We start from the raw sequence: 13,268 nt of genomic DNA, 5'->3' as shown, positions 1-13,268 counted from the left end.
TGTCCCGTCCTGAAATGTGTTTACACATTGAGGACGAATTATGACTACTTCAAATAGGACCTATGTTAAGCGCACTCAGCGTGATTACACACTAGGCTTTAAATTACAGATTGTCGTTGCTGTAGAAAGAGGCGATATGACATATAAACAAGCCCAAACCATTTATGGTATCCAAGGCCGCTCAACCGTTTTAACCTGGCTTCGAAAGCACGGTAAGATGGATTGGGCGCAAAATCCAAGGATGAATGCCATGCACCAATCACCTAAGCCTAAAGAATCACCTGCACAGAAAATAAAACGTCTTGAGAAAGAGTTAGAAGACGAAAAAATCAAGAATCTCTTTTTAAATAGAGTGGTTGATATTCTTGATGCTGAGCACGGAACCAGTCTCAGAAAAAAGTATCTAGCCAAGGAGCAAGAAGCCTTCAAAAACAGGAAGGAATAAGTTTAGTTCGAATATGTAAGCTATGCGGTATAACGAGGCAGAGTGTTTATCAACGAGAGAAGCGAATTCATCATCGTCAGTTAGAGCTTAAACCGATTAAAAAAATGGTGTTGGATATTAGGCGTTATATGCCTCGGGTTGGTACTAGAAAGCTCTATTTTTTGCTTAAACCCAAACTACAAGAACAAGGTATCAAGTTAGGTCGAGATGCGCTTTTCAACTACTTACGCGATGAACGATTATTGGTAAGACCTAAACGTAGTTTTACAAAAACGACCAATAGTAGACATTGGATGAAGAAACACCCGAATTTATTAAAGGACTACCAACCATGTAGTCCGGAGAGTGTGTTGGTGAGCGACATAACCTATGTTCAATCTGATGAAGGGGTTCACTACCTATCATTGGTTACGGATGCGTTTAGTCGAAAAATAATGGGCTATGAGCTGAGCAATGAAATGAAAGCGACGGATGTCGTGAAAGCGCTGGATATGGCTATCAAAGGGCGTCGATATCATCGTCCTTGTATCCATCATTCAGATCGTGGTCTGCAGTATTGCTCAGGTGTTTATCAAGATAAGTTGAAAAGTAGCGGCATAATGCCTTCGATGACAGATGGTTATGACTGCTACCAAAATGCCTTGGCAGAGAGGATAAATGGAATCCTGAAACAAGAGTTCTTACTTGATAAGTGTAAAAACCTCGGAGAGCTTAAACAACTAGTAAAAGAGTCTATAAGTACCTATAACAACATGAGGCCGCACCTTAGTCTCAGGATGAAAACTCCAAATGAGGTGCATGAAAAAAGCCAACAGCTGACGCTGTTGGCTTAGTAGAAAAACTGTCAACGTATTTTAGGACGAGACACTGAGCACTGTCGACTGGCTCGTTAGCTTATGAGATTTAGCTATGCTGACGACGCATGTTGTCGAGAATAATGCCTGTCGCCATTGCTACGTTCAGAGACTCTGCGCCACCGAATGCAGGAATCGTAATCTTATCCGTTACGTATTTAGCCGCATGTTCGCGAATGCCGTGAGACTCACTGCCCATCAGTAAAATACCGTTGGCAGTAAATTCCGTCTTATGAACACTTTCACCTTCTAAGAACGCTCCGTAAACAGGCAGGTTCGCTTGCTCTAAGTATTCAGGTAAGTCTGTTTGGCTTACGTGTACTCGGCCAAAGCTGCCCATGGTCGCGCTGATCGTTTTCGGGTTGTATGGGTCTGCACAATCGCTGCTCGCAACGATATGCTTAATGCCATACCAGTCTGCTACGCGAATAATCGTACCTAGGTTGCCCGGATCAGATACACCATCCAGTGCAATCATTAACCCAGTAGCTTTTGGTAATTCAAACGTTGGAATCTCAACAACAGCAATCGCCGCATTGTTACTCACCAAAGTACTCGCTTTGGTTAGGTCATCAAGCGAGGCTTCAACACAATCAAACTCAAACAGTGACGCGTGATTTTCAGATAAGAAATCAGCCGTAGCAAAGACGTTCTTTACGACTAAGTCACTATTGAACAGCTCAAGTACGTTTTTTTCACCTTGAACTAGAAACAGGCCGTGGGCTTTACGTTGTTTCTTTTGGCCCAAAGCACGAAGGAGTTTTAATTGGTTTTTTGAAATCATGTTTTTATCCTAGATATAAGCCCGCGCATTATAGAGCAAAGGTTGGATAACCAAAAGCGTGATAACTCAATGCGATCCACTAAAAAGCAAAAGCAACCCACTTAAAAAAGAAAAGCGCACTAAATAGCGCGCTCTTATGTGATTTACTTGCCTAAGTTTCGCTGAACCGAGAAGGCTAGGCTAAACCGATTATTTAATATGGGGCAGGGTAGCGCTTAAACACGGTGTTGATATCAGTAAGGATCTCTTCTGACAACGGTTTGCTGAACGCTGCTACGTTCTCTTTCAGTTGTTCCATAGTGGTTGCGCCAATAATAGTGGAGGTGACACCATCAACTTGATTACACCACGCTAATGCTAGTTGGCTCGGTGTAAACCCGTGAGCGTTCGCAACTTCGAAATATCCTTTTACGGCCTCATTGGCAGACTCAGTGTCGCGGAAAATACCTTTACGCTGCATGTACGTCCAACGGCTGCCTTCTGGTCTCGCACCATCAATGTATTTGCCACTCAGCATGCCCGCTGCTAACGGTGACCATGGTAGGTAGGCAACGTCTTCATGCACACAGTTTTCAATCAAATAAGGCCAGTCTTTCGCGTGCAGCAAGCTAAATTCATTCTGAATAGAGACCATTCGCGGTAAATCATGCTTCTCACTGAGCTTAAGGTAAGTGTTAATACCCCAAGTGGTGTCATCAGACAAACCAACATGACGGATTTTTCCCGCTTTGATGCAGCTCGCCAGTGCTTGGAGGATCTCTAGCATCTCCGCTTCATGCTGCTTTCTGTCGATATCACTGAATCGAATATGATTCGGGAAATGTTTGCCAAAGTGAGGCGTCGTTCGATTTGGCCAATGCAATTGGTAAAGGTCGATATAGTCCGTTTGTAAACGCGCTAATGAAGCGTCAACCGCTGCAATTACAGCTTCACCCGTGATTGGCCCGCCATCTCGAACCCAAGGCAATCCCGGACCTGCAATTTTGCTGGCGATGATGACTTCTTGGCGGCGCTGCGGATTGCGAGCTAACCAGTTACCTATGATTGCTTCCGTTTTACCGTAGGTGTCTGGAGACGGCGGTACTGCGTACATCTCTGCGGTATCGATAAAGTTAATACCTTGGCTTAGCGAGTATTCGATTTGTTGGTCAGCTTGTTGTTGCGTATTTTGCAGCCCCCAAGTCATGCTACCAAGGCAGATTCGGGAAACGGGAATTTGACTACTTCCTAGTTTTGAGTATTCCATTAAATTCGGGGTTCCTTTAGTGAGGCTCGTTAGTGCTCGCATTGTGGATATTGAAAAAGGGCGAGTGAGGAATGAAAACGAATATAAATTATTAGCACAAAATGGCAACACAGGGTATGGCTTGGGCAAGTTTAATGAGTCATTTCTCATTGCAACAAATGAGTCTGCTTGATGATTGAGAAGCAACATACAAAAGACGCGATAGATAACAAGGTGTTAATAGATCAGGCGCCTGAATGAAGCTGCATTGGGATAGGAGAAAGGTTCAGAGACAAAAGAGCTCTACATCAACGAGAAGTAGAGCTCTTTTTTAGGGGTTCTATAAACAAGTTCTGAGTATTGATTAAGTTACGAGGTCGCGTTGGTGTCAAAACCACCTTGAGATTGCGCCTGTCTTAGAGCTTCCTGCCTTTGAACTTCTTTCTCAGTTAATACTGGTTGAAGCGTTTCCTCAGAGGCTTGAGGAGAGAAAATGAAATATTTATTAATCGTCATAACTGTGTCTCCGTGTAACGTATGACAGATTCTGCATCAAGGATAAATTGTGATCATCATCCACTTTGTACTTTTTTTAGGCTGAGATCGGAGGGCGTAGAATGCGTACAAAGCGATCGCTTATCATCCGTATGCAATGTTGAACTGACGAAACCCTCTGTTTTCAAGTATAGGAAGCGCATCTAATTTCGCACAACAATGATTTAGAGCAATTACATACATGGTCAGGGGCGTAAGATGAAAAGCCTCGCGACTGACTCTGCGTACGTATTTGTCTAAAAATACATCGCTTATCTATCTTAATAATTAGGTCAGTAAATCAATTACTTAATCCATGGTGAGATGAATTATGGAAAAGCTTGTAGAACGTTTCCTGAATTACGTTACTTTTGATACTAAATCCGATCCTTCTAATCAGCAATGCCCAAGTTCACCGGGTCAAATTACTTTTGCTGAAGCCTTAAAGTTAGAATTGGTTGCATTAGAGTTAGTTGATGTGTCTTTAGACGAAAATGGCTATTTGATGGCGAAACTGCCGTCGAATGTCGATTATCCAGTGCCTGCGATTGGCTTTGTGGCGCATATGGATACCGCTCCTGATGCTTCAGGAGCAAATGTGAAACCACAAGTGATTAAAGATTACCAAGGTGGAACGATTGAATTAGGTGAAAGTGGCGAGAGTTTGAACCCAAGCCAATACCCAGACCTTGATTCTTTACATGGTCACGACCTTATTACGACTGACGGCACAACTCTGCTTGGTGCCGATAACAAAGCGGGCATCGCTGAAATCATCAGTGCGATTGCTTACCTGAAAGCGAATCCAGACATCAAACATGGCGACATCTGCATTGGTTTCACACCGGATGAAGAGATTGGCCGCGGTGCGAACCTGTTTGACGTTGAAAAATTTGGCGCCGAGTGGGCGTACACCATCGATGGTGGGCCAGTAGGGGAGTTGGAATTTGAGAACTTTAATGCCACGAGCGCTGATGTTATCTGTCATGGCGTGAACGTTCATCCAGGTACCGCCAAAGGTAAAATGGTGAACTCAATGAACATTGCAGCGCAATTCCAACTGATGATGCCTGCGCAAGAAACACCAGAGTGCACAGAAGGTTATGAAGGTTTTTACCACCTGAAGTCGGCTGAAATGGGTGTGGCTCGCTCTGAACTGGGATACATCATCCGTGATTTTGAACGTGAGGGTGTAGAAGCGCGTAAGGCATTCATGCAACAGAAAGTGGATGAGCTGAATGAGCGCCTAGAGAAAGGTCGTGTTGAGTTGGTGCTCACCGATAGCTACTTCAATATGAAAGAGATGGTTGAACCGCATCAACATATTATTGAATTAGCGAAGCAAGCGATGATTGAGTGCGATGTTGAGCCAATGATCAAGCCTATCCGAGGTGGTACAGACGGTGCTCGCTTATCTTTCATGGGGCTACCGTGCCCGAATATCTTTACTGGTGGCTACAACTTCCACGGTATTCATGAGTTCATTACCATTCAAGGCATGGAACAAGCGGTAGAAGTGATCGTGAAACTCTCTCAACGTACCGCTATTCACTATCAAAAATAGCCGTCTAAAACGCGATATCTCTTTGTATTTTTGAGAGTATTCATTAATACTCTCTTTAAGCATAAGGGAGTACGCGATGAAAAAGTTAGTTTTACTTTGCACCCACTTAGCCGTGGGTGCTTTTGGTTTTGGGCTTGGTGTCTACGCACTACCTATCTTGATTGAGCCTGATTCTCCTTCCTCAAGTTCTGTTGAAGCGATCAGTCAGCAGGCGATCTATACAGGTGAGTTCACCAAAGACCGACAAGACAGTGACTTTTTGCATTGGGGAGAGGGCATCGTCTCTGTCTCTGAAAGTGCGATAGCTTTTGAAGGTGAATTGGCGCCGGGGCCTGATTATAAGGTTTACCTCTCGCCTAAGTTCATTGAAACCGAGCAAGCTTTCAATGACAGCAAGAACGAGTTACTGAGAGTTGGAGATGTGAAAACATTCGACCGATTTATGGTTAACCTCCCAGAAGGTACTGATCTTAATCGATTTAATACCGTTGTGATTTGGTGTGAAACTTTTGGCCAATTTATTACTTCTGCCAAGATAAAATGATAGCCTTACTAGGGCGTGTTGATCTTTCGAACAAAATTTAACCGCGAAAGGTCAACACGCCCTAATAGCTGATAAAAGCATGAAAAGGAGCGCTCTATTTTTGAGTGCTTTTTCATAATGCGTTTATTGGGTTGAGTCAGTCGCTGTAAAGCTCATCGTTATAGAGCTAATCGTTTTAATGCTCGTCGTTATAAAGCTTAATTGTTGTAATACAAAGGAATAAGTAATGGAAAAGATGTGGCAAGTAATAGATTTCTTACTCGCTAATAAGTTTATTTTTAGTGTGCTGATCATCTGCATTATATTAATAATCCGACGAATCACTTTGTCTCGAATCCGTGGTGATGTCGCTTTTCTTAGTGAAGACCAACGTAACTGGATGTCACGTACCAAAAATGGCACATTCGCGATTATTGTTGTGACGTTATTCGTGTTGTGGAAATCCGAAATCAGCGAATTTGCGCTGTCTGTTACCGCTATTGCGGTTGCGATAGTCGTGGCTTCAAAAGAGATCATCCTCTGTTTTACTGGCTCTATTCAGCGTGCGAGTTCTCGCTCATTTCGAATTGGTGATTGGATTGAAGTGGGCAAAATCAGCGGTGAGGTGATTGAGCACAACTTGATGGCGACTGTGATTCAAGAAATCGATTTGTATCATGGGCAATATCACTTCACTGGCAAGACTGCCACGTTGCCTAATAGCATGTTCTTCACTTATCCGGTAAAGAACCTCAACTTCATGAAGCGCTATGTTTATCATAACTTTTTTGTGACGGTGAAAGACTTTGTAAACCTATACCCTATGGTGCCGGGTCTTATCGTGAAAATTGAAGAGCATTGTGAAGAGTTTATCGATGTTGCCCGTCGTTACAATGGTGTGATTGAGAAGCACGCTGGCGTTGACCTTCCTGGCTCTGAACCGCACATTCATATCACGAGCAGCTCAACGGGTGAGCAAGAAGTCCACTTTATGATCTTCTGCCCGACAGAGAAAGCGATTCACCTTGAACAGGATATCCGTAAAGATTTCATGGAAGCTTACGCGTTGGCATTTCCCTCAAGTGACTAATACGATGCAGGAAGCTAACAAGTCCGAATAAAAAGAAAGCCGAGAGCGATAATATCGACTCTCGGCTTTTTTGTATTTGATATCTAGACTTAGACCTTGAGACCTAGCGTTAGAGATTAATCTAGGTCAGCGAGTGGCAACCAGTCTACTTCTACACCAGCTTGCTCAAACATATCTTGGCTTATCTTGATCTTATCTCCCCAGCGAGAAAGGAAATCTTCACTTTGCTCTGGGCAATGTACCGCTGAAATTCCAGTTTGGATGATTTTTGCTGCACAGTTCGGACAAGGGAAGTGAGTTACCCAAACTTCACAACTGTCTAAATCACGTTTAGCAAACAAGATTGCATTTTCTTCAGCGTGAAGTGTCTTGAGGTATTTCATCTCGCGATCGTCAGTATCCGCACTATCAGACACGCCATGTGGGTAGCCATTAAAGCCAACTGAAACAATACGGTTGTGCTTAGTGATGACGGCGCCGACTTGAGTTGAAGGATCTTTACTCCAAGAACCGACCAATTCCGCCATTTGATAGAAACGTTTAGCCCATTTTGAAATCATGAGAATTCCTTAACAATTAAATGTGAATGCTTATCTGTCTGACAATACATGATGTTAGACAATATCCATAGAGAACAAAAGCTGAGAGGTTGATTTACTTAGAAATTGTAACGCGTTTGTAATTACTTTATAAGCACTTAGTTTCAATTAACATATTGATACACTTTGGTTCGTTATAATTGATATTCCTCGGACAATAGTAACGGGTGTGTTACGTAAATTTTATACTGTTCAAATACTAACAAGTGACGGTATAACCATGCGTAAAAAGTTGATCCTTACGGCTCTTGCAAGCTCTCTTATTCTTGCTGGATGTGGGCAAGATGCTCAAAATGCCAAGCAAGCGCCTCTACCTCTCGTAGCTGTACAGGATGTTAGCGTTGTTTCTCACCAGCAAAGTAAGTCGTACATCGGTCGTATTGAAGCCGTTGAAGACACGGCTATCACAGCGCAGGTTTCTGGCTATCTACAAAGCCGTCATTTCAATGAAGGTCAAATGGTCGAAAAGGGCCAATTACTGTACTCCATTGAACCCTCTTCATTTGAAGCTGAAGTAGCAAGCGCAAGAGCGTCTGTTGCTCAAGCGAACGCGAACCTTAAAAAAGCCGAGCTTGATTTTAACCGAGGTAAGAATCTTCTCCCTAAGGGGAGTATTTCTCAATCGGAATTTGATGCATTGACAGCAAACTTATTGGGTTCTCAGGCACAGCTTGAAGCAAGTCAAGCACAGCTCAATGCAGCCAATGTTCAGCTTTCTCATACCAAAATTATTGCGCCTTTCTCTGGACGAATTAGTGACACCAAAGTGAGCACGGGTGATCTGGTTTCACCGTCTTCAGGTGTACTGACTACTTTGGTTAGCCTAGATCCAATCCATGCATCGTTCAGCATCAGTGAGCGTGAGCGTATTGAGCTGGGTATGGATCGCATCGAAGGCGACGGCAGCAGCGATTCTGCAGGTGTTGAAGTTCAGATCATGCTTGAGAACGGTGAAGCGTTCGAACATCTAGGTCAGCTTGATTTCTTGGGTAACCGTATCAACCTCAATACTGGTACGATCGCGATGCGCGCCATTGCTGATAACCCAAACCAGCAATTACTTCCAGGCCAACACGTTCGCGTTGATCTACGTGAAAAGCAATCTATTGATGTTGTGACTATTCCGCGTCGTGCAGTTCAAACCGACCTAGAAGGTGACTTTGTGATGGTATTGGTTGAAGGTGAAGCCGCACCAGTTGCTGAGCGCAGAAACATTGAGATGGGGCGACAAGTTGAAGGTGGTGTGATCGTTCATTCTGGTCTAGAGAAGAACGACGCAGTGATCACTCAAGGCCTACAGCGTGTACGTAATGGTATGTCTGTTCGTATTCAAGCTTCTGCTGAACAAGCTGAGTAAGGGGGCTATTTATGTTAAGTCGTTTCTTTATTCAAAGGCCTAAGTTTGCCCTTGTCATATCCATAATATTAACGCTGGCGGGTGCGATCTCTCTCGCTATCTTACCAGTGGCCGAATATCCAAAAATTAGCCCACCATCGGTCAGTGTGTCGGCATTCTACACGGGTGCGAGTGCTGAAGTGGTGGAACAGGCGATAGCCGACCCCATAGAGACATCGGTGAATGGCGTAGAAGATATGATCTACATGTCTTCTAAAAGTGCTAATGATGGTTCATACAACCTTAATGTGACCTTTGATGTCGGTACTGATGCAGATATGGCTCAGGTCAACGTTCAGAACCGCGTTGCTCAGATCGAATCGAAACTTCCACAAGAAGTAAGAATGGTGGGTGTAACGGTCAAGAAGCGTTCACCTGACCTATTGATGGTATTGAACTTCTACTCGCCGAACGGAGAGTACAACGACCAATTCCTTATCAACTACGTGAACTTGAACATTAAAGACCAGCTGGCTCGTGTGAAGGGCATCAGTGAAGTTAACGTGTTGGGTGGTGGTGAATACGCGATGCGTGTTTGGTTAGATCCTGAAAAAATGGCTAACCTCAATATAACTACCTCTGATGTGAATCGCGCTTTGGCGGAGCAGAACGTTCAAGTCGCTGCAGGCCGTATTGGAGCAGCGCCTTATAACAACGCGCAAGAAGTGCAATTCAACTTGGTGACAAAAGGCCGATTAGAAACGGCTGATGAGTTTGAAAATGTAGTTCTTCGTGCAAATCAAGACGGTTCAACGGTTTATTTAAAAGACGTTGCACGTGTTGAGCTAGGTAAGAAGTTCTACGATGGTAACGGTAAATACCGTGGTCAAGACGCTTCAATCGTAACGCTGTCACTTCAGTCAGACGCTAATGCGCTGGAAAGTGGTAAAGCAGTAATGGCGATGCTAGACAATCTAAGCAAAAACTTCCCTGAAGGCGTTGCTTATGAGGCGAGTTATGACACCACACTCTTCGTTGCTGAGTCGATTAAAGGTGTAGTTAAAACACTCATCGAAGCAATTTTGCTGGTTATCGCAGTAACGTACTTGTTCTTGGGCAGTGCCCGTGCGACCTTGATTCCGGTGGTGGCCATTCCTGTATCTTTGATTGGTACTTTTGCGATCATGCAGATGACAGGCTTTACCATCAACACGGTAACCCTGTTTGGTTTGATATTGGCGATAGGTATCGTAGTAGATGATGCGATCTTGGTTATCGAGAACGTAGATACCACGATGGCCAAAGACCCAACGATCTCACCGCGTAAAGCAACACTTATCGCGATGAAAGAAGTGACCGGTCCAATTGTGACATCTACATTGGTACTGCTTGCCGTGTTTATCCCAGTAGCGATGCTGCCAGGTATTACCGGCATCATGTATCGTCAGTTCGCTCTGACCATCTGTATTGCGGTTGTGATCTCTTCTATTAACGCTCTAACGCTGTCGCCGGCACTGTGTTCATTGGTTCTTAAACAGGGTGGTGGTAACACAGCACGTTGGTACCAAGCGTTTAACCGTGGTCTTGAATCTGTCACCAACAAATACGGTCAAATCGCAGGCTTCCTTGTGAAAAAGGGTGTTCTGCTATTTACCTTCTTTGTAGTAGCGCTAGCAGCAGTAACTTACTTTGCGAAAACCACGTCTACGGCGTTTGTACCTCAAGAAGATAAAGGCATCTTACTGGTTAACGTACAGCTTCCTGACGCGGCATCGCTGTCTCGTACAGAAGATGTGACAGAGCAGTTACTAGAGATGGTTGAGCAAGAGCCGGGCGTTGATGGTGTGACACTGGTTAACGGCTATGCATTCATGACCGGCGCTTCAGCTTCGAATGGTGCGTCGCTATTTATAAAGCTGCATGATTGGGATATGCGTAACGCACTAGACGGTCAACATTCAGCGCAAGCTATCTCACAACGTATTAATGGCCGAGCGGCAACAGAACTGCCTCAGGCGATTGTATTTGCAATGGGACCTCCAGCCGTACCGGGCATGGGTGCTGCGTCTGGTTTTGAGTTTGTTCTCGAAGATACATTAGGTCGTAGCCGCACTGATCTGGCGATGGTAATGAATGACGTGATTGCTGAGGCAAATAAACAGCCTGAGATTTCACATACCTTCAGTACCTTCCGCGCCAATGTACCTCACTACTATGTCGATATTGATCGTGAGAAAGCGCAACAGCTAGGTATTCCCCTATCGGAAATATTCCAAACGCTACAAGGCAATCTTGGGTCAATGTACGTGAATGACTTCACCATGTTTGGTAAGAATTTCCGTGTCACCATGCAAGCAGACAGTGAACACCGTAGCAGCATGGATGACCTACAACGATTCCACGTGCGTTCGTCTAATGGCGAGATGATCCCGTTAAGCACATTGGTGACTTACGATCAGATCTTTGAACCAGACGTAGCATGGCGTTACAACATGTACCGCAGTGCGGTGATTCAAGGCCAACCAGCACCGGGTTACTCAAGCGGTGATGCGATTGCTGCAATGGAACGTGTCGCAGCTGACGTGCTGCCTCAAGGCTACCAGTACGAATGGACAGGCATGGCTTATCAAGAAGTATTGGCAGGCAACCAAGCGATCTTTGCTTTTGCACTGGCTCTGATCTTCATCTATCTGTTCATGGTGGCGCAGTACGAGAGTTGGACAATCCCTATAGCGATTATCTTAGTGGTACCGGTTGCAACCTTAGGTTCTTTCTTGGCGCTGAACCTGACAGGCACACCGCTGAATCTCTATGCACAAATTGGTTTGGTTCTCTTGATAGCTTTGGCCGCGAAGAACGCAATCTTGATTGTGGAATTCGCAAAGGTTGAGCGTGAAGAGAAAGACGCACCGATTGAAGATGCGGCGGTGAAGGGCGGTACGCTGCGTTTTCGTGCTGTGAACATGACGTCTTGGTCATTCATTTTAGGTATATTCCCGCTTATCTTCGCTGCGGGTGCTGGTCACGTGAGTCAAAACTCATTGGGTATTTCTCTGATTGGTGGCCTGCTATGTGTGTTGTTAGCGGGTACGTTCCTAATCCCTGGCTTCTATGCATTCGTGCAACGTAAGCGTGAGAAGGCACACGGTGGCAATACCAAGTTGATTCCACTGGACGATGAATAGGGAAGTTAGTGTCTTGTAGGATGAGCCCTTTACAAGGTTTCTCCTTGGTAATTAATTTCTTGTAAAAACGAAGGCTTAGCATTGTGCTAAGCCTTTTTTATTCCACTTGTGAATAAAGAATCTGTTTATATAATGAAATGTTTATTATAAGGTAGAGCTAATACTCCAATTGAAGCTCTCCAATAAAATGGTGTTTTATTCTTAGGTTGTTGTTTTTGTTGGATATATAAGTGTTCGGCTAACACTTGTATGCTCGAAAGTATTTGCACAATAGTGTGAAGTGTTTCAAAATTACCAAGTTATATTGAAATATTTTGTGCATTGAGGTTCTTATGAAAGTCATTGATTTATTTAAACACCGAGGCGACAGCGTGTCTTCGCAACACTCAGAGTTTATGCAATGGATGTCTCCAGCTCTTAGAGATTACTGGGGAGACTTTCTGAATCGCACGCAAAATAGTCATTTCTTTGCGTGGGTTCGTGATCACCACAAACCTGCTGTCAATGAAGATGCGCCAGAGATGCCTGTTGAACCACAGATCGTACTTAAGCCAGAAGCACAACTTGTGTTTGATGAGCTTCAACAGCAGATCGGTGAAGTCATCCATACTGGGGACTGGATCAATGTAAGCCAAGACAGAATCAACCAGTTTGGTCTCGTTACTGAAGACATGCAGTGGATTCATACAGAGCCTTCTAAGGCTGAAACAGATTCTCCGTTCAAAACAACCATTGCACATGGTTTTCTGACTTTGTCTCTGCTTCCTCGACTGACAGACAGTGTTGATCCTGACAAGTCTCAATTCCCAACGGCGAAGATGGTTGTAAACATTGGTCTTAACCAAGTACGTTTCCCATACCCTGTAAAATCGGGCAGTAACGTTCGCGCAAAAAGTACGCTAACAAAAGTAACGCCAATTAAGAAAGGCCTAGAGATTGAACGCGAAATCCGTGTAGAAATCGAAGGCATCCGTCGTCCTGGTGCTGTGATTGTTTCGGTGATTCAACTTCACTTCTAGAGCTTTTTTATAAGTAGAATTGCTTTTAGCGAAGATTATAGATTCAAAAAAAGAGAGAGCTTAATGCTCTCTCTTTTTGTTTTTTTCTATCAAGGCGATATCATCAGCAT

Annotated in this window: 11 protein-coding genes; 7 read left to right on the top strand and 4 right to left on the bottom strand. The window is 44.2% G+C overall.

The window, feature by feature from the left end:
• Positions 1–40 precede the first annotated feature (40 nt).
• Positions 41–1,278, top strand: a protein-coding gene (locus AB4232_RS15820) for an IS3 family transposase (RefSeq protein WP_372087490.1) whose coding sequence is annotated in 2 segments (ribosomal slippage) — positions 41–413 and positions 413–1,278 — 1,239 coding nt in all. Because the reading frame shifts where the segments join, the coding sequence is not laid out codon by codon here.
• Between the two features lie 70 nt (positions 1,279–1,348).
• Here the strand turns inward: AB4232_RS15820 and AB4232_RS15815 are convergent.
• The 3 genes from AB4232_RS15815 to AB4232_RS15805 form a co-directional block, all read right to left on the bottom strand.
• Positions 1,349–2,083, bottom strand: a complete 735-nt coding sequence (locus AB4232_RS15815) for an RNA methyltransferase (protein WP_017099786.1) — start codon at positions 2,081–2,083, stop codon at positions 1,349–1,351.
• Positions 2,084–2,276: 193 nt separating this feature from the next.
• A complete protein-coding gene (locus AB4232_RS15810) occupies positions 2,277–3,329 on the bottom strand; it encodes an aldo/keto reductase (RefSeq protein WP_122047231.1) in 1,053 nt (350 codons plus the stop codon).
• 348 nt (positions 3,330–3,677) lie between these two features.
• Entirely contained in the window at positions 3,678–3,824 is a 147-nt protein-coding gene (locus AB4232_RS15805) for a hypothetical protein (protein ID WP_009844784.1), read from the bottom strand.
• 349 nt (positions 3,825–4,173) lie between these two features.
• On the opposite strand from AB4232_RS15805, the gene pepT reads away from it, so the two are divergent.
• The 3 genes from pepT (at position 4,174) to AB4232_RS15790 (ending at position 7,019) form a co-directional block, all read left to right on the top strand.
• The gene (gene pepT / locus AB4232_RS15800) at positions 4,174–5,406 is read left to right on the top strand and encodes a peptidase T (protein ID WP_017099788.1); all 1,233 of its coding nucleotides are present in this window, start codon (positions 4,174–4,176) and stop codon (positions 5,404–5,406) included.
• A gap of 76 nt (positions 5,407–5,482) precedes the next feature.
• Positions 5,483–5,950, top strand: coding sequence for a DM13 domain-containing protein (locus AB4232_RS15795; protein ID WP_102351502.1), 468 nt, complete (start codon positions 5,483–5,485; stop codon positions 5,948–5,950).
• A gap of 226 nt (positions 5,951–6,176) precedes the next feature.
• The gene (locus tag AB4232_RS15790) at positions 6,177–7,019 is read left to right on the top strand and encodes a mechanosensitive ion channel family protein (protein WP_009844787.1); all 843 of its coding nucleotides are present in this window, start codon (positions 6,177–6,179) and stop codon (positions 7,017–7,019) included.
• 116 nt (positions 7,020–7,135) lie between these two features.
• On the opposite strand, the gene AB4232_RS15785 is transcribed toward AB4232_RS15790, so the two are convergent.
• Positions 7,136–7,579 carry a dCMP deaminase family protein gene (locus AB4232_RS15785; protein ID WP_004731749.1) on the bottom strand — a complete coding sequence of 148 codons (444 nt, stop codon included), beginning with the start codon at positions 7,577–7,579 and terminating at the stop codon, positions 7,136–7,138.
• 259 nt (positions 7,580–7,838) lie between these two features.
• On the opposite strand from AB4232_RS15785, the gene AB4232_RS15780 reads away from it, so the two are divergent.
• The 3 genes from AB4232_RS15780 (at position 7,839) to AB4232_RS15770 (ending at position 13,158) form a co-directional block, all read left to right on the top strand.
• Positions 7,839–8,975, top strand: a complete 1,137-nt coding sequence (locus tag AB4232_RS15780) for an efflux RND transporter periplasmic adaptor subunit (RefSeq protein WP_372087489.1) — start codon at positions 7,839–7,841, stop codon at positions 8,973–8,975.
• A gap of 11 nt (positions 8,976–8,986) precedes the next feature.
• Positions 8,987–12,139, top strand: a complete 3,153-nt coding sequence (locus AB4232_RS15775; protein WP_135382978.1) for an efflux RND transporter permease subunit — start codon at positions 8,987–8,989, stop codon at positions 12,137–12,139.
• Between the two features lie 332 nt (positions 12,140–12,471).
• Positions 12,472–13,158, top strand: coding sequence for a MaoC family dehydratase (locus AB4232_RS15770; protein ID WP_372087488.1), 687 nt, complete (start codon positions 12,472–12,474; stop codon positions 13,156–13,158).
• Positions 13,159–13,268: the final 110 nt, after the last annotated feature.

Source organism: Vibrio sp. 10N.286.46.A8, assembly GCF_041470165.1.
Taxonomy (GTDB): Bacteria; Pseudomonadota; Gammaproteobacteria; order Enterobacterales; family Vibrionaceae; genus Vibrio; species Vibrio tasmaniensis_A.
Note: the sequence above shows the minus strand (reverse complement) of the source record. Positions and strands in the feature narration are given on the sequence as shown.